The organism is uncultured Subdoligranulum sp., from assembly GCF_937890665.1.
In genome coordinates this window covers 1-23650 of record NZ_CALADU010000217.1, presented here as the reverse complement: position 1 = coordinate 23650, position 23650 = coordinate 1, and the positions used below count along the sequence as shown (strand labels likewise).

The 23650-nt window shown below is 50.4% G+C and carries 22 protein-coding genes and 1 tRNA gene; 4 read left to right on the top strand and 19 right to left on the bottom strand.

What is annotated here, in order from left to right; all coding sequences use genetic code 11:
- Positions 1-41 precede the first annotated feature (41 nt).
- Both ligA and Q0526_RS12530 read right to left on the bottom strand, forming a co-directional pair.
- Complete coding sequence (gene ligA / locus Q0526_RS12535) at positions 42-2033, bottom strand: NAD-dependent DNA ligase LigA (RefSeq protein WP_298734136.1); 1992 nt, start codon at positions 2031-2033, stop codon at positions 42-44.
- 63 nt (positions 2034-2096) lie between these two features.
- On the bottom strand, positions 2097-2648 hold the full coding sequence (locus Q0526_RS12530; protein ID WP_298734134.1) for a sporulation protein YunB: 552 nt from the start codon (positions 2646-2648) through the stop codon (positions 2097-2099).
- 324 nt (positions 2649-2972) lie between these two features.
- Between Q0526_RS12530 and Q0526_RS12525 the strand changes: the two genes are divergently transcribed.
- Positions 2973-3048 (top strand) — tRNA-Ala (locus tag Q0526_RS12525).
- Positions 3049-3195: 147 nt separating this feature from the next.
- On the opposite strand, the gene Q0526_RS12520 is transcribed toward Q0526_RS12525, so the two are convergent.
- From Q0526_RS12520 to Q0526_RS12495, 6 genes are read right to left on the bottom strand one after another with little or no spacing between them, the layout of a single operon-like run.
- A complete protein-coding gene (locus tag Q0526_RS12520; RefSeq protein WP_298734132.1) occupies positions 3196-4587 on the bottom strand; it encodes an aminopeptidase in 1392 nt (463 codons plus the stop codon).
- A gap of 16 nt (positions 4588-4603) precedes the next feature.
- Positions 4604-5197 carry a lytic transglycosylase domain-containing protein gene (locus Q0526_RS12515; RefSeq protein WP_298734130.1) on the bottom strand — a complete coding sequence of 198 codons (594 nt, stop codon included), beginning with the start codon at positions 5195-5197 and terminating at the stop codon, positions 4604-4606.
- A complete protein-coding gene (coaE, locus tag Q0526_RS12510) occupies positions 5190-5795 on the bottom strand; it encodes a dephospho-CoA kinase (protein ID WP_298734128.1) in 606 nt (201 codons plus the stop codon). Before coaE ends, Q0526_RS12515 begins: the two co-directional genes overlap by 8 nt.
- Positions 5792-6811, bottom strand: coding sequence for an L-threonylcarbamoyladenylate synthase (locus Q0526_RS12505; protein WP_298734126.1), 1020 nt, complete (start codon positions 6809-6811; stop codon positions 5792-5794). Before Q0526_RS12505 ends, coaE begins: the two co-directional genes overlap by 4 nt.
- Positions 6812-6814: 3 nt before the next feature.
- Positions 6815-7894: a peptide chain release factor 1 gene (gene prfA, locus Q0526_RS12500; protein WP_298734124.1), complete on the bottom strand. Its 1080-nt coding sequence runs from the start codon at positions 7892-7894 to the stop codon at positions 6815-6817.
- A gap of 47 nt (positions 7895-7941) precedes the next feature.
- Positions 7942-8130, bottom strand: a complete 189-nt coding sequence (locus Q0526_RS12495) for a DUF951 domain-containing protein (protein WP_298734122.1) — start codon at positions 8128-8130, stop codon at positions 7942-7944.
- A 138-nt stretch (positions 8131-8268) separates the two neighbouring features.
- On the opposite strand from Q0526_RS12495, the gene Q0526_RS12490 reads away from it, so the two are divergent.
- Positions 8269-9180, top strand: a complete 912-nt coding sequence (locus Q0526_RS12490; protein WP_298734120.1) for a S1 RNA-binding domain-containing protein — start codon at positions 8269-8271, stop codon at positions 9178-9180.
- 100 nt (positions 9181-9280) lie between these two features.
- Positions 9281-9856, top strand: coding sequence for a DUF4364 family protein (locus tag Q0526_RS12485; protein WP_298734118.1), 576 nt, complete (start codon positions 9281-9283; stop codon positions 9854-9856).
- Positions 9857-9969: 113 nt separating this feature from the next.
- Here the strand turns inward: Q0526_RS12485 and Q0526_RS12480 are convergent, their stop codons facing one another.
- The 5 genes from Q0526_RS12480 to Q0526_RS12460 form a co-directional block, all read right to left on the bottom strand.
- A complete protein-coding gene (locus Q0526_RS12480) occupies positions 9970-10686 on the bottom strand; it encodes an ABC transporter ATP-binding protein (RefSeq protein ID WP_298734116.1) in 717 nt (238 codons plus the stop codon).
- 2 nt (positions 10687-10688) lie between these two features.
- Positions 10689-11450 carry an ABC transporter ATP-binding protein gene (locus Q0526_RS12475; protein ID WP_298734114.1) on the bottom strand — a complete coding sequence of 254 codons (762 nt, stop codon included), beginning with the start codon at positions 11448-11450 and terminating at the stop codon, positions 10689-10691.
- 1 nt (position 11451) lies between these two features.
- Positions 11452-12531 carry a branched-chain amino acid ABC transporter permease gene (locus tag Q0526_RS12470; protein ID WP_298734112.1) on the bottom strand — a complete coding sequence of 360 codons (1080 nt, stop codon included), beginning with the start codon at positions 12529-12531 and terminating at the stop codon, positions 11452-11454.
- 10 nt (positions 12532-12541) lie between these two features.
- A complete protein-coding gene (locus Q0526_RS12465) occupies positions 12542-13435 on the bottom strand; it encodes a branched-chain amino acid ABC transporter permease (protein WP_298734110.1) in 894 nt (297 codons plus the stop codon).
- 223 nt (positions 13436-13658) lie between these two features.
- Positions 13659-14900, bottom strand: a complete 1242-nt coding sequence (locus Q0526_RS12460) for an ABC transporter substrate-binding protein (protein ID WP_298734108.1) — start codon at positions 14898-14900, stop codon at positions 13659-13661.
- Positions 14901-15211: 311 nt separating this feature from the next.
- Between Q0526_RS12460 and Q0526_RS12455 the strand changes: the two genes are divergently transcribed.
- Complete coding sequence (locus Q0526_RS12455; RefSeq protein WP_298734106.1) at positions 15212-15787, top strand: xanthine phosphoribosyltransferase; 576 nt, start codon at positions 15212-15214, stop codon at positions 15785-15787.
- Positions 15788-15838: 51 nt separating this feature from the next.
- On the opposite strand, the gene clpX is transcribed toward Q0526_RS12455, so the two are convergent.
- The 6 genes from clpX to thrC form a co-directional block, all read right to left on the bottom strand.
- Positions 15839-17188, bottom strand: coding sequence for an ATP-dependent Clp protease ATP-binding subunit ClpX (gene clpX, locus Q0526_RS12450; protein WP_298734104.1), 1350 nt, complete (start codon positions 17186-17188; stop codon positions 15839-15841).
- Between the two features lie 14 nt (positions 17189-17202).
- Positions 17203-17793 (bottom strand): ATP-dependent Clp protease proteolytic subunit, encoded by a 591-nt coding sequence (locus Q0526_RS12445; protein WP_298734102.1) that lies wholly within the window; start codon positions 17791-17793, stop codon positions 17203-17205.
- Between the two features lie 116 nt (positions 17794-17909).
- A complete protein-coding gene (gene tig / locus Q0526_RS12440) occupies positions 17910-19292 on the bottom strand; it encodes a trigger factor (RefSeq protein ID WP_298734100.1) in 1383 nt (460 codons plus the stop codon).
- 97 nt (positions 19293-19389) lie between these two features.
- The gene (locus Q0526_RS12435; protein ID WP_298734098.1) at positions 19390-21297 is read right to left on the bottom strand and encodes a DUF6020 family protein; all 1908 of its coding nucleotides are present in this window, start codon (positions 21295-21297) and stop codon (positions 19390-19392) included.
- A 10-nt stretch (positions 21298-21307) separates the two neighbouring features.
- Positions 21308-21991: a metallophosphoesterase gene (locus tag Q0526_RS12430; RefSeq protein ID WP_298734096.1), complete on the bottom strand. Its 684-nt coding sequence runs from the start codon at positions 21989-21991 to the stop codon at positions 21308-21310.
- Positions 21992-22048: 57 nt separating this feature from the next.
- On the bottom strand, positions 22049-23497 hold the full coding sequence (thrC, locus tag Q0526_RS12425) for a threonine synthase (RefSeq protein WP_298734094.1): 1449 nt from the start codon (positions 23495-23497) through the stop codon (positions 22049-22051).
- Positions 23498-23650: the final 153 nt, after the last annotated feature.

The window sequence follows — 23650 nt, the reverse complement described above, 5'->3', positions numbered from 1 at the left end:
AAAGAGCACCCTCAAGAGAGTGCTCTTTTTTATAGCAATCTTTATTTCTGCTGCGCTGCAATCAGCTCGTAAAGCCCCGCTTCATCCAAAACCGGAATTCCCAAGGTTTGGGCCTTGGTCAGTTTGGAACCGGCCGCCGTTCCGGCCACCACATAGCTGGTCTTCTTAGAAACGGACCCTGCTGCTTTGCCGCCATTCTGTACAATCAGTGCTTCAGCTTCCTGTCGTGACAAGGTCGGAAGCGTTCCCGTCACTACCAGCGTCATGCCCGCCAGCGCCGTTCCTTTCTTTTCGCCGGTCCAACGCATATTGACCCCAGCCTCTGCCAACCGCCGAAGCAAATCCTGCGTTCCCTCTTTGGCAAAGAATTCCTGTACGCTCTGTGCCATTACGGTACCGAACCCGTCAATTTCACACATCTGTTCCACCGTGACCACTCTCAGGGCATCCATACTGCCAAAGTGCTCTGCCAGCAATGCGGCAGCCTTATCACCAATATTGCGGATTCCCAAACCGAACAGCAGCTTGTCCAGATTGTTTTGCTTAGAATGTTCAATCGAAGCCAAAAGGTTCCTTGCGCTCTTCTGTTTAAATTTATCCAGCGTAAGCAGTTGTTCCTCTGTAAGTGTGTACAGATCCGCCACCGTATGCACCAGCTCTTTTTCGGTAAGCTGTATTGCCACCGCTTCCCCAAGACCATCGATCGCCATGGCATCTCGGGACGCAAAGTGAATCAGGTTACGAAGACTCTGTGCCGGACATTCCGGGTTTACACAACGCAGCGCCGTTTCTCCTTCTAAATGCACCACCGGCGCTCCACAGCTGGGGCAGACCGTAGGCATAATAAAGGGATGACTCTCCGGACCGTGCGCCGAAACAGCAATCACTTCCGGGATAATGTCTCCCGCTTTTCGAACCTGAATGGTGTCTCCAATGCCCACACCAAGATTCGTAATGATGTCGCCGTTGTGCAAACTGGCACGGGAAACGCTGGTGCCCGCCAAGAAAATTGGGTCAAAAACCGCCGTAGGCGTCAATACTCCCGTGCGTCCCACAGTCACTTCAATGTCCCGTACCACACTTTCTTTTACTTCCGGCGGATATTTAAAAGCGATTGCCCATCGCGGGAACTTGTTGGTACTGCCCAGCACACGGCGCGCCGCCAAATCATTAACCTTAATCACAGCGCCATCAATATCAAATTCCAAGGTTCCGCGCAGAGCACCAATCGTTTGGATTTCCTGAATGGCCGACTCAATATCCTCAAACACACTGTACCTAGGCGAAACCGGGAACCCCAGCGAACGGATATAATCCAGCGTTTCATGATGGGTCGTAAAGCTGCGTCCTTCACACTGTTGCAGATTGAACACAAAAATGGACAACCCGCGAGAAGCTGTGATTTTGGCATCTTTCTGACGCAGCGATCCCGCAGCTGCATTGCGCGGATTCTTAAACGGCGTTTTGTCTTCCAATTCTTGCTGTTCTTTCAGTTTGAAAAAAGCGCTGTGCGGCATGTATACCTCACCGCGCACCTCCAAAAAGGCAGGGGCATTTTTTAGCTCTTTGGGGATATCTGTGATAGTCGCCAAATTTTCCGTCACATCTTCCCCCACCACGCCGTCGCCGCGGGTAGAACCACGGACCAAACGTCCGTCTCGATATTCCAGACTGACGGATAAACCATCAATTTTTGCTTCGACTACATACTGCGGTGTGACGCCCGCATCCCGAATTCGTGCGTCAAAGTCCCGCAATTCGTCCAACGAAAATGCATCTTGCAGACTTTCCATTTTTACGCGATGCGTAACCTTTGTAAACTTGCTGCTGGCTGTTCCGCCCACATGCTGTGTAGGCGATTCCGGTGTAACAAGCTGCGGGTATTCCGCTTCAATGGCTTTCAGCTCACGGGTCAATGCGTCATATTCAAAATCTTCCAGCAAAGGGGCATCCTGATCATAGTAGAGGCGATTGTTTTTTTCAATCTCAACGCGCAATTCTGCTGCACGTTTGCGTGCCTGCTCCAATTCCATAGCTATTTCACTCCATTTTTGATATAAAGTTATTATACCATATCTCAATCTCGCCTTCAAACATCAATCCAGCGAAGCCGCATAGACGGACGGCGTATCACCGCGCAGCAAAATATCTGCTAGCGGTATAGAATCCCGCACTACCAGCGTTTCGGTTCTGCCATCCAAAATCATGTTCACCGTGACTTCCATCAGGAGTTCTGCTGCGTAGCGTGTTGTATTGATGGAAAGCGATTCACTGGTTTCCTGCCATCTTGCCTCCACATAGCCTTCCGGTTGAAGGGTCACTTCCCATGCCGGGCCATGTCCATTTAAAATCGAGTTACCCGTCAAACTTCCAAATGGGATGGTATATATCTGCTCTGGCAAAGTTTGCATAGCATTTTCGACGGCACAAATCATTTGACTCCGAATTCGATTGGCGGCTGCCGGATCCATCTGCAAATAGTCTGCCCGTATCACGTAGATTCCTTCGCACAAATTTGGTGTTTGCTGTAATTGATCATCCACAGCCTTGTGCATTGTTTCTGTCGTGATTGCACGGGCTTCATATTCCGCCAATTTCATCAGCGTGGGGCGGATTTCTTGATCGATATAATGATTGAAGGCAACCATTGAAAAGAGGACTCCTTCCGCCAATACCACACAGCGGATACGGACCGTTCTTCGCTTAGAGTTGGTCCCAGATTTTCGTCGCATAAGGAATCACCCCTTTCTATTCGGTGTACATCTCGCCATACTATGCCGCTCGGTTTCTTCACGCGCTTGTCCTTTTTCTTTGCGCCCCTGTCGCGTTAGGCTCTTCTCTCTTCGTGTTTTATTTCGGTGTACCTTTCGCTGCTTCTATCAAGTTTTTTCAAAAATAGTGGTTGACATTTCCAAAAGGGTTTGCTATAATTACAACCGTCGTCAAGAAATCTTCTAAGATGACAACACTTTGGGGGTGTAGCTCACCTGGGAGAGCGCCTGCATGGCATGCAGGAGGTAAGGGGTTCGATCCCCCTCATCTCCACCAAAAATACCCAATCCGGACATCGGATTGGGTATTTTCTTTTTTACGATCGAGCCTCACAAATCAAAAAGCGCATGGCTTAATGCCATGCGCTTTTTCTATGAAATCCCGTCCGTGTAAGTCGACTCACTTACCGCACAACCGGCATTTTTACTCTGCGTCCTCGCAGAATGCCTTAAAGGTCAGATACGCCATATAGACATCGGCCTTCGAAACGACCTCAAACGGAGCATGCATAGACAACACCGGTACGCCAATATCGATAGTATCGATATCCTGATTGGCTACAAACTTGGCCACGGTTCCGCCGCCGCCAAGATCCAGCTTACCCATCTCACCGATCTGCCAGACAATACCATTGCGCTCCATAAGGCGAGTCAAATAGCTGACCAATTCGGCCGAAGCATCGCTGGTACCGGACTTGCCGCGGGCGCCTGTATACTTATAAATAGCTACACCGCAACCTGCATATGTACCGTTGTCCGGTTCAAATGCATCCGCAAAAGTAGGGTCAAAAGCGGCGGTAACATCTGCCGACAGGCACTTAGAAGCCTTGCAGGCCGTGATATAGTCCGCTCCCTGCGCTGCGCACAGCTGCTGTAAGAAATGGAAAGTGTACATGCTATGCAGGCCGGTCACGCCATCGGAACCAGTTTCTTCCTTGTCGGTCAAAACACATACCGTGGTATACGCAGGATTTTGTACACCAATCTCTGCCATCAACGCCGGGTATGCATCCACGCGGTCGTCATGGCCATACGAACCAATCATGGCGCGATCCAAACCAATATCCCGCGCTTTTTGGGCCGGAACCACCTCAATTTCGGCGCGAGTGAAATCGCGTTCTGTAATACCATACGCCTCGTGCAGCATCCCCAAGATGCTGAGTTTAACCCGCTGTTCCGCGTCCCGATCCGCAATAGGTTGGGATGCGATCAACACATTCAGATCTTCACCCGTAATGCCTTCTGCCAAGGTTTTTGCGTTTTGCTTAGCCCCCAAGTGCGGCAGCAGATCGGTGATGCAAAAGACCGGATCCGAGTCCTTTTCGCCAATGCAGATTTCCACCTTGCTGCCGTCGGCACGGTATACAACGCCATGCAGGGCCAGCGGAATCGTCGGCCACTGGTACTTGCGCACACCACCGTAGTAGTGTGTACGCAGATAGCCCAGACCGTTTTTCTCAAACACCGGTACCGGGCGCAAATCCAAGCGCGGAGAATCAATATGAGCAATATTCAGGTGGAAGCCTTCCTCCAGTGCCTTGGTACCAATGGTTGCCGCCAACACGCATTTGCCGCGGTTGATGGTATACACTTTCGTGCCGGGGGCCAGCCTTTCTCCGGGGACGAAGGGCTTATAGCCGGCATCCTGCAGCATCTTTTCGCTGTAAGCGGTTACTTCCCGCTCCGTTTTGCCGTTGTCAAGGAATTTCTTATACCCCTCGCAAAAGGCTTGTGCCGCTTCCAGTGCGTCGGGAGAGGCATCTGCCACGGTTTCATTTTTGTACAACAGTTTCTTCAATTCTTCCGTTGTCTGCATTTATATCGTTCCTTTCCTATTTATATTCTGTATAGATTTCCTGATAGCGTTGATAGCTGCTAGTAATCTTTTTTACATATAATCTCATCTGCGGATACGGGTAATGGTCCAACGCCTTCCCGTCAGTTGAATACTCCGATTGTGCCAACAGGTCGTCTACCGTCCCCACTCCACTGTGATAAGCCGCTGCTGCAGTGGCAAGATCCTCATGGTAGCGCAATAGACAGTAACTGACAAAATAGCTGCCAAACCGAATGTTGGTTTCCGGATCATACAGATCCTCAAAGGTCAAATCTTCCGTAGGCGCAATTTTAGACTTGATCCAATCGAAGGTGACCTCTGTAATTTGCATTAGGCCTCGTGCTCCTGCATCAGACTCCGCCTTCGGGTTAAAATTGCTTTCTGTGCGAATAAAGGCATACAGCATTAAGGGATCGATGCTATACTTGTCGGCATAGTAAGTCACATATTCAGGATATTCGATAGGATATTCCCAATGCTCAATTTTCTCCTGAAAGGCTGCAAACAAGGCCACACCGATCAGCAGAGTTACCAGCAGCACAGCCAGCACTCTTTGCAGAATTTTGCGAAGTGTTCTTTTTTTAGCCATGTTCCTCCTTTCTCAAGGTGCATAAAAGCTCCCTGATTTGAGTTTCCAACTGCTGTGCAGTGCCATCGTTCACGATTTCTATGGTTGCCGCCGCGCGCAGTTGCTCGAGCGGCGTTTGCGCATCCAGACGGCGGCGTGCCATTTCGGGCGAAATTTCATCTCGCGCACAGATGCGCTGTACGCTAACCTCATATGGAGCCGTAATCAGCACCAAAGTATCGCATCGAGCCTCAAAAGGCGTACCTACAATGACAGCGCCATCTACAAAGGCATATTCTGCGCCGGCGTCATTTGCTTGCTGTAATGCCACTTCAATGCGGCGCAAAATTTCCGGTTGCGTAATGCCGGTCAGCGTCTGAGTCCCTTCGGGTGTGGCGAAAGCACGATCAGCCAACAGACGGCGGCGAAGTGCCCCTGTTTCATCTACAATATCGGTACCAAAGCACTTCTGAAGTTTCGGAAGGCATGCCGATCCCGGCTGCAAAACCTCTCGCGCAATTTTGTCCGCGTCAATACAAGGATACCCCTGATCAGCCAAGAATTTTGTCGCACTGGATTTTCCGCATCCAGAACGACCGGTAATGCCGATGATCTTCATAGTGTCACCACCCGAAAAGCCGCGGCTCGAATCAAACGGTTATATACCGCCATAGAAACGCCATCCTGTTCAGGGCAACGCGCATAGACCACCTGCGCACCATGCCGATCCAGATCTCGCAAAGCAGTAAAAAGATGGTGTGCCTGTGTGGCACCGTCATGATTGCGGCCATATTCAATGGCGGGAACAGGAAGCTTCTCCCCCTCCCCGTCAAAGCAGAGAGCCCAAACCCCCTCCTGCGCGTGATCAGCAACGTAACGTTGGTAGGCTTCAAAGCTGCCACGTAAAATGGTCACCTGCGCTTTGGGGGCATAGTGCTTATATTTCATGCCGGGAGAACGTGCTACTTCGCCTTCTTTGAGCTTTTCCAAGATGGCGGGGCTGACCAGAACTTCTTCCCCCAAAACAGACTCCATCTGCTCTTTGGTAATGTAGCCCGGGCGCAACAGCATCGGGTGAGCCCCGATTACCGCCACAACCGTAGATTCCACCCCAACCATACTCTCCCCGCCGTCCAGAATCAAGGGCAGGCGGCCATCCATGTCTGCCAACGTATCCTGTGCATTGGTGGGACTGGGCTTTCCGGAAAGATTGGCGGACGGCGCGGCAAAAGCCACTCCACTGGCTTGAATCACCGCCTGTACCACCGGATGCGAAGGCATACGAACACCTACTGTATCCAAGCCAGCACAAGTTACATCACTGACCTCCGGCCCTCGCGGCATCACCATCGTCAAAGGCCCTGGCCAAAAGGCTTTCGCCAACTTGATGGCACGTTCGGGCACTTCTGAAACGATTCCGTGCAGCATCTCCATACCGAAAATATGCACGATGAGCGGATTATCCTGCGGACGGCCTTTGGCCTCAAAAATTTTATGCACGGCCTCTCCGTTTCGGGCATCCGCTGCAATGCCATACACCGTTTCTGTGGGCAAGGCCACCAGTTCTCCCTGTGTTAGCAGTTTGGCAGCCAATGCGATGCTCTCTTCATTAACAGGCAAAACCTGTGTTTTCATCTTTTATTCCTCGCTATGTTGTTTCAGCTTTTCTTCCCGATCCGCCAAAATCAACGGATCCAAGACGCGATCTAGATCCCCATCCAAAACACCTTGCAGATTTCGCAATGTCAGGCCAATCCGGTGGTCTGTCACGCGATCCTGCGGGAAATTATACGTGCGGATCTTTTCACTGCGATCTCCGGTTCCTACTTGGCTTTGCCGTTTGGCATTGTAAGCTTCATCGTAGGCATCCTGCTTTCGCTGCAGCAAACGGCTGCGCAGCACTTTGAGCGCACGATCTTTATTTTCTCGCTGACTACGTTGGTCCTGACATTCCACTACCATACCTGTGGGAAGGTGGGTCACACGGATGGCCGAAGATGTTTTGTTGATATGCTGTCCACCGGCACCGGAAGAACGGAATGTATCAATCCGCAGATCTTTGGGATCCAGTTCCAGTTCCACTTCCTCCGCTTCCGGCATAACCGCCACCGTTACCGTTGATGTGTGGATTCTGCCTTGTGTTTCTGTTTCTGGTACGCGCTGTACGCGATGCACACCGCTCTCAAACTTTAGGCGGCTGTAAACATCTGCCCCTTCCACAGAAAAGATAATCTCTTTTACACCACCCAATTCTGTTTCATTGGCACCAATCGTTTCACAAGCCCATCCCCTCTTCGCTGCATACATCGTATACATACGCCAAAGGCTATGGGCAAAAAGCGCCGCTTCTTCGCCGCCGGCACCCGCACGGATTTCCAAAATGACACTTTTTTCATCATCCGCGTCTTTCGGGACCAATAGTAACCGCAGGTTCTCTGTACTCTGCGCCAGATTCCGGGCAATTTCGCACAACTCTTGTTGTACCATTTCCTTGAAAGCCGGGTCCGTTTCCTGCGCAAACAATGCTTTTGCTTCCTGCTCTTCGCGTTGTAGGGACGTATACCGGCGATATTCTTCGACTAAGGGGGTCAGCTCTTTGTAGTCACGCATCATTCGCGCGTAATCGTCCGCATGGGCGGCTGCTTCCGGGGTAGACATCCGGTAAGCCAATTCTTCGTAACGGCGTTCCACCTCATGCAACTCCGAGAAAACGTTCATATTCTACTCCTTGCATCACAAAATCATTACATAATAGCGATGCAAGGCTACTCGACCGAGTCCCGGATGATTTTCTTGATATTTCGTTCAATTTTAGCGCGGGACAGCATGATTTCATGTCCACAACCCTGACAGCGTATTTTAAAATCCATTCCCACGCGCAAAACAGCGAACTGGTTCGCACCGCATGGGTGCGGCTTTTTCGTTTGAATAATGTCGCCAACGCGAACGTCCATACGGCGCACCACCTTTTCTTAAAATTTTGCTCTCTTATTATAGTACAGACAGTATTGTTTTGCAAATCGAACGCATAAAAGTTTACCAACCGCTTTATAAAAAGCAAAGCGGAAATCACAAGAAATGAGGAACCGAAAATGTTGGAATATCGTGCCGAAGGCCTTTGCCGAAACGCAAATCATCTGAGTAAAGAAGAGCTGTACCACTGCATCAACACGGGAGAAATTTTGCAAAGCACCGCTCTGGCGTATGATACCGAGCGCCGACTTCGCTTTGAGCTCTGCGGGCAACGAGGCTATATGCCTCATGAGGAATGTCTGGATTTCCCCCAAGGCGAATCCATCAAAGACATCGCCGTACTCACCCGCGTCGGACGGCCAACCTGCTTCGTCATAACTGGTACGATTACCGACGAAAACGGAGAAGAAGCGTATCTCCTATCACGAGCAGCGGCACAACGCCTTTGCCGACAACAGTATCTGGACACATTGGAATCCGGCAGCGTCATCCCCTGTACTGTTACCCACATTGAAAATTTTGGTGCCTTCTGCGACATTGGCTGTGGCATTTCAGCGCTTTTGCCTATTGACTGTCTATCTGTTTCTCGCATTTCCTCCCCGAACGATCGCGTTCAAGTAGGCCAACAACTTTTGTGTGCCATCAAAAACCGTGATGTACAAGGACGAATCGTTCTTACTCTGCGGGAATTGCTGGGGACTTGGAGTGAAAATGCTGCCTGCTTTGCCGCCGGAGAAACCGTTGTCGGCATCGTCCGCAGCGTGGAAGAATACGGTGTCTTTATTGAGATTGCCCCCAACCTTGCCGGCTTGGCAGAAGCCGATCCCTCTTTACATCCGGGGCAAGCTGTCAGCGTCTATATCAAAAATATTCTTCCTGACAAAATGAAGATCAAGCTGGTGGTGGTCAACAAAAATCTGTCGCAGCCGCTGCGCTTCGAGCCACACTATTTTGTCACCCGTGGAAGAATTAAAAAATGGACGTATTCCACGCCTCAGAGCCGCAAACAAATCGAGACGATTTTTGGCTAAGTACGTACCGCATTATTTTTGCCAAAGGTATCTTGCCACTTTCCGCAGCCATGTGTATAATAATAGAGTAAGCAAGTATAGTGGGCAAGGATGTGATTGCATGGCAGAAGCATTTACCGCGGGTGTAAAGCCAGGCGGCCTTACAGATGATACGCAAATTCGAATTTTGCTGTGTTATCTTGTAAAGACCGCTGGTCCTGTATCCCGAGACACTTTACAAGGTGCGCTTTTGCAGGAGCAACTTGTCAACTATTTCGAATTTGCCGATGCCTTGCAGGATGTGGAACGGCAGCAGTTGGTTTCGGTCGGTGAGGATTCCCGCTATTCCATTACGGAAAAAGGTTCCACAGTGGCCGACACGTTGGCTTTGGATTTACCGCGTACTGTACGGGAAAGTGCAATCCGTGCCGTCATGCAAATTCAAAGTTGGCGCCACAAAGCAGCGATGAATCGTGCCCACATTGAAGAAGAAAACGGCGAATATACAGTGTGGTGTGCTATCGGTGATCTAGGCAGCGACGTATTTCGTTTGCAGCTTGCCATGCCTGATCAGCTGACGGCAGAAACCATTAAGAATAATTTCACCGCTCATGGCAGTGAAATCTATTCCAAACTCATGGATATGCTTACACAGCCGAGCACCGAAGATGATCGCCCACCTGTCGGTTTGCTCTAATCCATTTTCCCCCATTTATAAATAGAACTCCCCGCATGCCGGATGCTTTGTCCGACAGGCGGGGAGCTTTTTAGTATGTAAGGATCGTAGCGTTTTGCCCGTGCAAAATCACTTTAGCATCCCAGGTAGGCTTTTCGCACTTCGATGTTGTTGGCCAGTTCAGTGGCTTCGCCTTCCATCTTAATCGTGCCGGTTTCCAAAACATAAGCACGATTGGCAATCTCCAAAGCCATTTTCGCATTCTGTTCCACCAGCAGAACCGTCACACCGTTGCGGTTGACTTCCCGGATGATCTTGAAGATTTCCTTCACCAAAAGCGGAGACAGACCCATAGAAGGTTCATCCAGCAGCAACATTTTGGGCTTGCACATCAAGGCACGTCCCATCGCCAGCATCTGCTGTTCACCGCCAGACAAAGTTCCGGCAGGCTGATTGCGCCGCTCTTTCAAACGGGGAAGCAATTCAAAGACCATATCGAAGTCATTCTGGATCGCTTCTTTCCCATCACGGCGCACATAGGCGCCCATCTGCAAGTTCTGCTGCACCGTCAAGCCACTAAAAACACGACGTCCTTCCGGAACCTGTGCCAAGCCCAAACGGATGATTTTATGCGCCTCCATCTTGCTGATGGTCTGACCGCAATAGTCAATCTCACCGCTTTTCAGCTTCAACAAGCCGGAAATTGCATGCATTGTTGTTGTTTTGCCGGCACCGTTAGCACCGATCAGGGTAACAATTTCCCCTTCATTGACATGGAAGGACACATCCCGGATGGCGTGGATGGACCCATAAAAAACGTTGATGTTCTTTACCGATAGCATCTCCCCCATCGTCAATCACCTCCCAAATAGGCCGCAATTACCTTGGGGTTATTGCGGATAGCCTTGCCGTCGCCTCGAGCGATTACACGGCCGTAATCCAATACGGTAATTTCTTCGCAGATGCCCATGACAAAGTTCATGTCATGCTCGATCAACAAGATTGCGATACCAAACTGGTCCCGCACACTACGCACAGTCTGCATCAATTCCTCTGTCTCATTGGGGTTCATACCGGCAGCGGGCTCATCCAACAGCAGCAGCTTCGGGTTCGTTGCCAATGCACGGGCAATCTCCAACTTGCGCTGCTTACCGTACGGAAGCTGGCTGGCCTTCAGATTGGCCTCCCCATCCAGATCAAAAATCTTCAGCAGTTTATGGGCGGCACGGTTCATTTCGTGCTCTTTTTCTTTGTAAGCCGGCAAACGCAAAATACCGGTCCACATGTTGTATTTAATCTGATTGTGCAAGCCCACCTTAACGTTATCCAGTACCGACATATCGTTGAACAAGCGAATGTTCTGGAAGGTGCGCGCCACCCCGGCGCGGCTGATCAATTCAGGGCTTTGGCCGGTAATGTCCTTGCCATCCAGCACAATGTTGCCCTCGGTTGGTTTATACACGCCGGTCAGCATATTGAATCCCGTCGTTTTACCAGCACCGTTCGGGCCAATCAAGCCATACAAATGTCCTTTTTCAATAGAAAGGTCTAGCTGTGCAACGGCCTGCAGACCGCCGAAGGCAATGCCCAAATTACTAACTTCCAGCAATGCCATGTTACGCCACCCCTTTCTTCTGTTTTGCTTTGGAGGCGGAATGATTTTTACGGAATCGAGCCGTCAGTTTGTTCCGCCATTCGATCATCTGCGGACTCTGATTAAAGATCATCACCACAATCAAGACAATGGCATAAATCAGCATACGGTAGTCGTTCATACTGCGCAGCATTTCCGGCAAGACGGTCAAAACTGCCGCCGCAATGATAGATCCGCGCAAATTGCCAATACCGCCCAAAACCACAAAGACGAGAATCAAAATCGACGTATTGTAGTCAAACTTCTTGGCAACCAACGAAGAGTAATTCAAAGCGTACAGCACACCTGCAATACCGGCAAAAACAGCCGACGTAACGAACGCCATCAGCTTATACTTTGTGATGGGAACGCCTACGGAGCGGGCAGCAATTTCATTGTCACGAATGGCCGTAATGGCACGCCCTGCGCGGGAATGTACAAGGTTTAAAATGACGATCAGTGTCAGGAGCACCAAAACCGTCCCCAGCGTGAACGTAGACGCCTTGGAAATGCCGGTGATCCCCTGTGCACCGTTGATCAGCAGCTTACCATTGGACTCCATCCCCAGAGAGCTGGAATCTTTCAAAGAAAAGTGCAATCCGTTGGAATCCACGCCCAAATAGCAGGCATTCATTACATTCTTTACGATTTCGCCAAAAGCCAACGTCACAATAGCCAAATAGTCACCGGAAAGACGCAGGACCGGGACGCCAACCAAGAAACCAAACAAGCCTGCAACGATGCCGCCAACCACAAAAGCCAGCAACAAGGCAAGCGGTTCGGGCATCGTCTTGCTCAGATTTACCCAAACCAACGCCCCAGAAAAGGCGCCCACACTCATAAATCCGGCGTGGCCCAGACTCAACTCTCCGAGAAAGCCAACCGTCAGATTCAAAGAGATTGCCAAAATAACATAGGCACAGATGGGCACCAACTGTCCGGAGAAGGAGTTCGTCAGCACATCTGCCGCAGAAAGAATCTGCACAATAAGATAAAATGCAATGACAATGCCAAACGTAATCAGGTTGCTCTTTGTGGAGCGCTTCATATTTTTCAAATTCATCGCCGCCACCTCACACTTTCACGTTGACTTTCTTGCCCAGCAAACCGGTAGGCTTCACAATCAGTACAACTACCAGTACTAAAAAGACGATTGCATCCGACAACTGCGTGGAGATATAGGCTTTGCTCAGGTTTTCGATAACGCCCAAAAGGATGCCACCCAAGAATGCGCCGGGGATGGAGCCGATACCACCAAAAACCGCCGCCACGAACGCTTTAATGCCGGGCATCGCGCCGGTGGTGGGCTGCAGCGTAGGATACGAGGAGCAAAGCAATGCGCCTGCCACTGCCGCCAGTGCCGAACCAATTGCAAACGTCAAAGAAATGGTTCCGTTTACATTGACACCCATCAGCTGGGCAGCACCACGGTCCTCCGAAACCGCTAGCATCGCATGTCCCGCAGAGGTATTATTGATAAACCACATCAAAACCGCCATAATGACCAAACAGACAACGATGGTCAAAATCGTTTCCACCGAAATCGTCAACTGCCCGTCAAACAGCGAGATAGGCTTCAAAAATTCAGCCCGAGAGACAACGGAAATAAAGCTGACCGGATTGGAAGACCATGTCAACTGAGCCACCTGCTGCAACAGATAGCTAACACCAATCGCAGTAATCAAAACCGCCAAAGAAGGCGCTTCCCGAAGAGGACGGTAAGCGATTCGTTCGATTGTAACGCCCAATAGCGTACAAACTACCATAGAAAGCAAAATTGCTAAAACAGGGTTCATGCCAGAGGAACCAAAGGTAAAGAACACGACATAACTACCGATCATGATGACATCGCCGTGGGCGAAGTTCAACATTTTGGCAATGCCGTAGACCATTGTATAGCCAAGGGCAATCAGCGCATATACGCTGCCTAGACTGATACCATTGATCAAGTAGGACAAAAACTGCATTGCGTAAACACCTCACTCTATTTATTTCTGACGCAACAGGGCCGCACGCGCACAAAAATATAGTACCATAGTAGCACAATTCCTTCGTCAAAACAATGCTTTTTTCTCGCCGCCATGTACACAAATTTCTGTGCTTGCGCTCCTATGCCAAAAAGAGCTGCCGAACCCACTGTCCGGCAGCTCCATTGGCAACGGAATTCAGTTTACAACCGCGTCAGGCGTATCACATTGCAGCGTAAGCGCCGTCTTTGATCACAACAGCCTTGGGGTTCTTGGAGATCGCACCCGTAGCATCCCAAGTCATACCGGTACCGGTCAGACCGTCAAAGGTCATGCTCGTGTACTGAGTCTTGAGCGCATCGCAGATCTCACTGGCGTCCATATCACCGTTGATACCACCGGCCAGAACCGCCTCATAGAGAGAGTAGATAACGTCGTAGGCATCCGCAGCAAACTGGTTCGGGGTTTCGCCGTAAGCAGCCTCATAAGCGGAAACGAAAGCCTGCGTCTTTTCATCATCAGCGTCCGCAGCGAACGGAGTCAGCAACATCAGGCCTTCCGCCAAAGAGGTGTCAAAGCCCTCGATCGAGAGGATACCGTCCATACCATCGCAGCCAAAGAATTCAGGCGTGTAGCCGATCTTGTCCGCGGCAATCAGGATCTGAGAAGCTTCCTGATAGTAGATGGGCAGGAACACCAGTTCCGCACCAGCTTCCTGACATTTGGCCAGCTGCGTAGAGAGGTCAGCTTTGTTATCAGCAGTAAATGCTTCAGCGGCAACAATCTCCAAACCCTTGACAGCGGCTTCCGCCTTAAACTTCTCATAAATACCGGAAGAATAGGCGTCCGAAGAGTCATAGATCACGCCGATCTTGGTGGGCAAACCGTTGTCAGCGATGTAGTCCGCAGAAGCAACGCCTTGGTTGGGGTCGGTGAAGCAGATCTGGAAAACATTGCCACGAGCGACCGGCTCTTCCACATTGGGATCTTCCAGAATGACGGACAAGGAAGAAGCAGACGGAGTCAGCATAAACAGGTTGTCGTTGACCGTTTCAGAGGCCACTGCCACAGACGGGGTCGTCGTGACAGGACCAGCCAAAATCTGCATGCCCCAGTCTTTCAAAGTATTGTAGGCGTTAATGCTCTTCTCGGCATCGTTCTCGTCATCCTCGAACTGCCACTCAAACACGTCGCTGCCATTAGCTGCATTGATTTCTTTGACAGCCAGTTCTTCAGCGTTCTTAACCGCGTTGCCATACACAGCAGCAGCGCCGGTCACAGGGCCGATACCACCGATCTTAATGGGCGTACCGGTATAAGCGCCGGAACCAGCAGATTCGCCGGTTGCCGCAGAAGAAGTAGTAGCCTCCGAAGAAGTGCTCTCCGAGGTGCTTGCAGAGGAGCCGCAAGCCGCCAAACTCAGCACCATAGAAGCCGCCAGAACAGAACTAACGATTTTTTTCATGGTTGTCTTACCCTCCTAAAATTCTTACAGCACACGCTGCCTTACGGCGGGTCGCACACCCCTGTGCTGTAGTATAAATGAATTATAGACTTTTACGCTCAAAAGCGCAATGTTTCTTTTCGACAGTGTTGAAACGGTGTTTTCTCTATTTTGTGTCCATTTTACACAAATTTTGGTTACAAAATGTTATCAACCTGCCATATTAGCAAAATTGTCCAGCCATTTATTGTAAAAAACTTGCAAAATATGTTGGAATTTGTCATAATGGATAGATAAGGAACAACGTAAACCGTGAAAGGGGAAAATTGCAGATGAAACTTTTGGAGCAGCGTATTCTGCAGGAAGGGCAAGTTCGGCCCGGCAATGTATTGAAGGTCGATTGTTTTCTGAACCACCAGCTGGACGTGGAGCTTTTAGATCAAATCGGTGCAGAGTTTCACCGAATTTTTAAAGACGATGGCATCAATAAGATTCTGACTATTGAGGCTTCCGGTATCGCCATTGCCTGCATGACTGCACGTCATTTCCATGTGCCAGTCGTGTTTGCCAAAAAGGCAAAAAGCAAAAATATCGACGGGGATGTCTTCACCTCCAAAGTTCACTCTTATACCTATGGCCGCGATTACGACATCACGCTGGCCAAGAAATTCCTTTTCCCCAGCGACAAAGTTCTGATTTTGGATGACTTTTTGGCCAACGGTAAGGCAATGAAGGGGCTTTTGGACATCTGTAATCAATCCGGTTGTACAGTAGGCGGCATTGGCATTTGCATCGAAAAAGGCTTCCAGCCCGGTGGTGCCGAATTGCGTGCCGCTGGTTACAAACTGGCCAGCCTTGCGATTGTCAGCGAGATGAGTGATACCGGTCTCACCTTCCAAGAGCAATAATTTTTTGTATAACAATTCCCGGACAGCGAAATAGCTGTCCGGGAATTTTGTTTACTGGTTTACCGAGGCAATGTTTTTATAGCGAGGACGCATCATACCGTGTTCGATATGCGGCGCACCGTCTTCCACTGTATCCTCGTCAATGGTCACTTTGGTAATCGTTGCATCAGAAGGAATCTCGTACATAATAGGAATCAGCAGATCTTCCACTACACTGCGCAATCCGCGTGCCCCGCTCTTGCGTTCCACCGTCTTTTTGGCGATGGCATGCAAGGCAGCATCGGTGAATACCAACTCGGCATTGTCCAGATGCAGCAACTCTTTATATTGGCGAACGATACTGTTCTTGGGCTCTGTCAAAACGCGCACCAGTGCATCCTCATCCAACGGATCCAGTACGGTAACCACCGGCAGGCGTCCAATCAATTCCGGAATCAAGCCAAATTTCACAAGGTCATCCGGCTCTACCTTTTTCAGCAGTTTCTGCCGCGTTTCGTCCTTATCCAGCGTTGTACGAAGTTGGCTGCCGAATCCCAAAGAGGCATTATCGGTACGTTTTTGAATCAGCTTTTCCAAACCGTCAAAAGCGCCGCCGCAAATAAACAGGATATTCTTGGTGTTGATCTGAATAAATTCCTGCTGCGGATGTTTGCGGCCACCATTCGGCGGCACATTGCTGACCGTACCTTCCACAATTTTCAGCAGAGCCTGTTGCACACCTTCGCCGCCCACATCGCGGGTAATGGAAGGGTTCTCACTCTTGCGCGTAATCTTATCGATCTCATCGATGTAGATGATGCCAATCTCTGCCTTGGGAATGTCGAAGTCCGCTGCCTGAATCAATTTCAGAAGAATGTTTTCTACATCCTCGCCCACGTAGCCTGCTTCCGTCAAGGTGGTGGCATCAGCGATGGCGAACGGGACATTCAGCATTTTAGCCAGCGTTTGCGCCAAAAGTGTTTTGCCCGTACCAGAAGGCCCCAGCATCAATACATTAGATTTCTGCAGCTCAACGCTGCTCTCCTGCCCAGAAAGAATGCGCTTGTAATGGTTGTAAACCGAAACCGCCAACACTTTCTTGGCCGCATCCTGCCCGATGACATACTGATCCAGCCCAGCTTTAATCTCGGCCGGGGTAAGGATGTTTACGCTTTCCAGCGGATTGACATCATACCGTGCCTGTGCAGCCCCCCGGGCCGGCCGCCGGCCTGCCCCCGCGCGGGGAGGTGCCGGACGGTCTTCATCCTTGTAAAGGGCCCGATAACACATATCGATACAGTCTTTGCAGATATTGACGCCGGGACCAATGAGAAGCTGCTCCACTTCGTTTTGAGAGCGTCCGCAGAAGCTGCAGATCAACTCGCGTCCTTTTCCGTCCTTTCCGGACGTTGAATTTGCCATGTTGCTCCCCCGAATCAGTGTTTATAGAGGATATCGTCAATCAGGCCATATTCTTTAGCCTGCTGCGCGGTCATATAATTGTCGCGTTCGGTATCCCGTTGGATCGTTTCCAGCGCCTGACCGGTATACTCGCTATACAGCTGGTTCATACGTTCCCGGATGTGAATGATATGGTTCGCATGAATCTGAATATCGGTAGCCTGACCAGAAATGCCACTGCCGCTGATCAGCGGCTGATGGATCAGGATTTCGGAATTAGGAAGCGCAAAGCGCTTGCCTTTTGCGCCACTGGCAAGCAGGAAAGAGCCCATCGATGCCGCCATGCCAATGCAGATGGTAGAAACATCACATTTGATATAGTTCATCGTGTCATGGATTGCCATGCCGTCCGAAATGGAGCCGCCCGGGCTATTGATGTAGAAGTAGATGTCCTTCTCCGGGTCCTGCCCTTCCAAATAAAGCAGCTGCGCCACGATAACACTGGCGGATGTGGGATTGACATCCTCGCTCAACACAATGATACGGTCATTGAGCAATCGAGAGAAAATGTCATAGCTGCGCTCGCCGCGCGCAGTCTGTTCGATTACATAGGGTACAAGGCTCATAGGGGTTCCCTCCTTATATGGAAAATAGATTGAAGCGGATAAAGGAACCGATACGGCGGCAGTGCACACCGTATCGGCCCTGTTTCATCGTACTTCCGGAGTTCTACAGGACTCGATTACTCGCCCTGCTTCTCTTCGTTGTTGGATTCTTCCTCTTTCTTTTCTGCCTTCTTGGTGGTCTTGCGGGTAGTCTTCTTGGCAGGCTTCTTTTCCTCTTCGCCAGCTACCACCTTGGCCTTTTCCTTCACGAAGTCGATGGCCTTATTGACAGCCAGATCCTTCTTGACAGCCTCAGCATCGATCAAGCTCTTCACCTTGTCAGCTTCCATCTGGTAAGCATCGGCAATGCGCTTAACTTCCGCTTCGAACTCTTCCTCCGTGGTCTGGATGTTTTCCTTAGCCACAATGGCTTCCATGGCCAAACGCATCTTCACCTGCTTGTCAGCCTGCTCACGGAACTGCTCCTTGAACTGTTCCTTAGTCATGCCCATATACTGCAGGTACTGCTCCAACTTGAGGCCCTGCTGAGAAATGCGGTACTGGAAGTCCTGAACCAGCTCTTCCATGCGGCCCTCGATCATCGCATCGGGGATCTCCGCCTTCATGCCGTTGACGACCTGATCGATCAAGTCATTTTCGACCTTCTGCTCAGCCTGCTTCTCGTGGTTAGCTGCGATGCCCTTGCGGATGGAATCCTTCAGCTCTTCCAGCGTGTCGTACTCGCTGACATCCTTAGCAAAATCGTCATCCAGCTCAGGCAGCTCTTTGTATTGAACCTCGTGCAGCTTGATCTTAAAGGTAGCATCCTTGCCTGCCAGTTCCTCAGCCTGATATTCCTCGGGGAACTTGACGTTGACGTCGAACTCTTCGCCAGCGGAATGGCCGACAACCTGCTCCTCGAAACCGGGGATGAAGGAGCCGCTGCCCAGCACCAATGCATAGTGCTCAGCCTTGCCGCCCTCAAAAGCCTTGCCGTCCACGAAGCCTTCGAAGTCGATGGTGGCGGTGTCGCCGTTCTGGGCTTCGCCCTCACGGGTCAACAGACGGCCGTTACGATCCTGCATGCGCTTGATCTCAGCGTCAACATCTGCCTCGTCAACAGTCTTGACATCTTTGGTCACGGTTAAACCGACGTAATCGCCCAGTTCCACCTCAGGCTTAACCGCCACTTTGACCTTCAGGACCGCGCCCTCTTCTTCGGACATGGAAACCACTTCCGGAGCGGGACCGCCCACCACTTCGATGCCAGCCTCTTTCACGGCAGCTTCGTAGTTTTCCGGGAACAGGTCATTGATGGCATCATACTGGAACAGATCCTTGCCGTACATCTTCTCGATCATCGCACGGGGGGCATGGCCCTTGCGGAAGCCGGGGATGGTGTACTTCTTGCCTTCGCGCTTGAAGGCGGCACCGACAGCGGATTTGAAGGTCTCCGCATCGATGGAGAACTGCAGTTCGACCATGCTCTTTTCGAGCTTTTCACAGGAAATCAGGTTCATTTATAAATTCCTCCAAAAATAGATGTACATAAAAATACAAGTAATTATAGCATGTTCCTGCGCAGAATACCAGTCCTATTTTGAAAAAACTGGCAATTTAGTCACACTTTTTTTGTAAAAAGTAAATGGCAACGCAGAAAATCAGCGGAATACAGGCCATGATCGGAAGGAAATACCGAATACAATCGTTTACAGGGGAAGCAATACAGGTCAGCCACAAGATCAGAAGACCTACAAGCAGCGGGTATATTCCTTTGGCATGGGCGCGCAACAAGCAATAAGCCAGCGCAAGTAGCCCCCATGACAAAAAGCCAATAGATGTCAGCAACCCAACCAAAGGGATTTTTTCAAACAATGCTGTCCACTGTATTAGCGCATACCGGAAGTACCCCGTTTGGTCTGCATAGGCAATATCTAAATTTGCCCACTCCATAGATGGGCCATAAATGAACATATAGTATTCATTGGTGGGCTGACTCTTACAAATCGTATAATAGCCATACGAATTGGCGTGTGTCGCTTGCAGATAGCACCCCGGGTGTTTAAGTCCCATCTCCGCCCAAGTCAAAAGATAGCGCAGTAAATCGCTCTTCCCTACATTCTTGTAAAACTGTTTGACGCCGTCAGACAATTCCGGATTATAGTTCTCCGCCAGTTGATCGTACGCCAAAACAGTATCAATCACCGCCTTTTCTTGGTCGGTCACTTCGTCCCCATATTCCGACACGTACCGTGCCGTCTGTTGGAACGGTACAGAGAGCGCTTCCCCCACACTTCCTGCCGGAATATCCAACACTTTGTCGGTAAACAGAGAAAATCCCATCATGCCAACAAGGGTACTCACAAGCAGAACCGATGCCTGACGGCGCAATTTTCCGTGCCATTTCGCCACCAAGAGCAACAGCAAAGTCGGAACGACCGCATACGACCCATTTTTACGCAGCAAGCAGCACAAAAGAGCCAGCGCAATATAGGATAGTATGTGCTTTTTGTCCGCTTCATACGATTCTGGAAACAGGATAAATTCCGCTGTATACACGGCAAACGCAGCAAACAAACCTGTAAACAGCGTGTCTTTGACGGGGGTTTGGATAAAAGCCCCCCACACGGGAACCAACGCAAAAAAGGCTGTAACGCCATACTGTATTGACCGGTTACACCCAAGCCGAGCAGCAAATCCAACAATTCGACCGAACGCCCATGCACAAACTAGACTGTGCAGTAGAATATACAAGAATACACCAAGGTTGTCGCTGCCCAAAAAGCGACCTGCCCAAAAGCACCAACCATGCAACCAAGTAGAAAGCACTGTATGGTGAGCGGTCAATTCCGCAGATCCCGTCATTTGGCAGATTTGCCCATAGGAATCCCAGTCAACGGACCCCGGCCAAAACACCAACATCCAAGGAAGCCAAGCCAGCCACATTCCCAAAGCAGAAACGCGGGCAGGATGAGATGCGAAAGCCTTCGCAAGGCGATTTTCGGGTTCTTGGGATTTCCTCATCGGACGCTGAAGAAAGTGATACAGCCCCCATAAAGCATGATAGAATAGAATCCCATATCCTACCATACAGATCAAGGACACAACCATCTGGTAAGGATTTTGCAGGACAAAATTCCAATTTCCTAATTTACAGATACTAAGTCCAAGCGTTTGCACAAAACCAAACCCTGCCGCGAGCAAAACAACTTTACGCGATGGACGGTCATTTTGATATTTTCGAATTTTGTGAAGCAAGCACGCCAAAGCCGCCGCACAAACACCCCAGCCCCAAGAATCCAACGGAAAATTCTGATGAAGCTTAACTAGCCCTACCAAAAAAGAGGGCATGCGGGCAACATCAATATTGGTGGTATCGGAGGTTCCAGTAACGATCTGTAGGTCATTTGCAGCGACTTGGATATCCGCCACCACAATATTTACAGACAACGCTAATGTACAAAGCACCGCCAAAAGAATTTCTTTGCAATATCGTTGCCGTGTATCTGTTCTACGGCAATCCATAGCATCCCCCTTACCGTACCTTATACGGACAAAATCCCAGTCCATCGGCAGAAATCAGCTTGTAACGAATCCCATCCACGTCCCCTTGCACAGCAAAACGGATTGATTTACCGTGCAAATGGCCATAGTAGCATTCCTTTACGTCATAGGCTTTAAGAACTTCCAGCAGTTCCTGCGCCGAAGCGCCGGGATAAACCGGCGGATAATGCAGAAATGCGACTTTCTGTTCTGCCTTTTCTGCTGCTTGCAGCGACATTCTCAGTCGTCCAGCTTCTCGAGCCATTAGCTTTTCGCCCTGTGCCGCAGCATCGTCAAAAGGCCAACCGCGGGTGCCGCAAAGCGCCGTGCCTTCGATCACGCAAGCATTATTATGCAAAATATGCAATGAATCAAACCCGTTCGCCTGCAAAAAGGAATCCATCTTCCGTGCGGTTGTCCACCAGTAATCGTGGTTTCCCTTCAGCATCCACTTTTGACCGGGCAGTGATTGTAAAAAAGCAAAGTCTGCCTCGGTATCTTTGAGGCTCATGGCCCAGCTCGTATCACCGACCAGTATTACGGTATCTTCTGGTCGAACTAGCGTGCGCCAGTTGTGTTCTAATTTTGGCAGATACCCCTCCCACCCTGAAAACACATCCATAGGCTTATTGGTTCCCAGCGAAAGGTGTAAATCTCCGATTGCAAATACTGCCATACAGCTCCTTCAGTTTTTACGAATTCCTCTGTTTTGCTGCCGGCTTTACAAAAAGCATTACCGCAGCGCCGCGGCCCGAATTTCCGACGGCGCAATCACGTCCGAAAACCGCACCGGCAGCTGATCCAGAACGCGCAAGTTTCTCGGCGCGGGTTCACCAGTTTTGTCCGTCAATGCTTTCATCGCGGCAAAATCCCCTGCCGGCACTTCCGCACCAAGCGCAGCCAATACATCGCGGGGGAATTTGAACGGACTTGCCGTAGACAGCACCACCATCGGTGCCGTTGTACGACAGGTTTCCGCCACTCGGAAAGCCACCGCCGTGTGGGTATCGCACAGATATCCATCCTGTTCATAGCGAGCACGGATTTCCTCTGCCCCGGCTTCATCCTCCGCAAATCCAGCCGCAAAGTCTTTTTGGATCGCTTGCAGCGTCTTCGGATCCACCGTATACATACCGTGTTCCGACAGTTCTCTCATCCAATTTGCCACCTGATCGCTGCTGCCACTTACGTGGTAGAGCAGTCGCTCCAGATTGGAAGAAATCAAAATATCCATGGACGGCGAAGTGGTTTTGTGGAAGGTGCGCCGCGCATCATAAGTTCCCGTCCGAATAAAATCCGTCAAAACATTGTTTTTATTCGAAGCACAGACCAATTTTCCCACCGGCAACCCCATCTGCTGGGCATAATAACCAGCCAGAATATCTCCAAAGTTTCCGGTAGGTACGCAGAAGTCCACTGGCGCTCCCCATGCAACACTCCCCTGTTCAGCAAGGCGGAAGTACGCATAGAAATAATATACAATCTGCGGCACCAAGCGTCCCCAGTTGATCGAGTTGGCACTGGACAAGCGAATCTTCCGCTCTTCCAGTTCGGCAGCCACCTCCGTGTCGGCAAAAACGCGCTTTACGCCGGTCTGGGCATCGTCGAAATTGCCCTCTACCGCATATACACGCACGTTTTCCCCTGTCTGGGTAACCATCTGCAAGCGCTGAATCTCACTGGTGCCTGCATTGGGATAAAACACCGCAATCTCAATGCCTTGCAATCCAGCATAGCCCGCCAAGGCAGCCTTACCCGTATCTCCCGAAGTCGCCACCAAAATCCGCGTTGTTTCGGTGCGTTGGAGATTCCGCTTTGCTTCCACCAACAGCTTGGGCATCAGTTGCAACGCATAGTCTTTAAAGGCGCAGGTCGGCCCATGCCAGAGTTCCAACGCATACAGACCATCATGCACCTTGACTGTACGTCCCGCTTTCCCCTCAAAAGCATTGCCGTACGTTGTTTCGGTAGCTTTTTTCAAAAAATCTACCGAATAGTCCGTCAAGAAGCCTTCTAAAACTTTTTGGGCCAGTTCCGGGTAAGAGAGGTGTTTCCATCCTTCTAAGTCTGCCTTAGGGAAAGACTCCGGCACAAACAGGCCGCTCTGCGGTGCCAGACCGCGAACGATAGCCTCCGAAGCGGAAACACGAAGGTTGGAATCTCTGGTACTAAGATACTGCATAACCATACACCCTTTCTATGTAGTTAGCCTTGGAAGGCATCCATAATACAGTGCACCCGCCACCCTGTTTCAGCCGGCATAACTTCGACCACATCAAAGCGCATCGGTGCATCGCTATATGGGCTGTTCTGTAGATAGTTCTGTGCGGCCAAC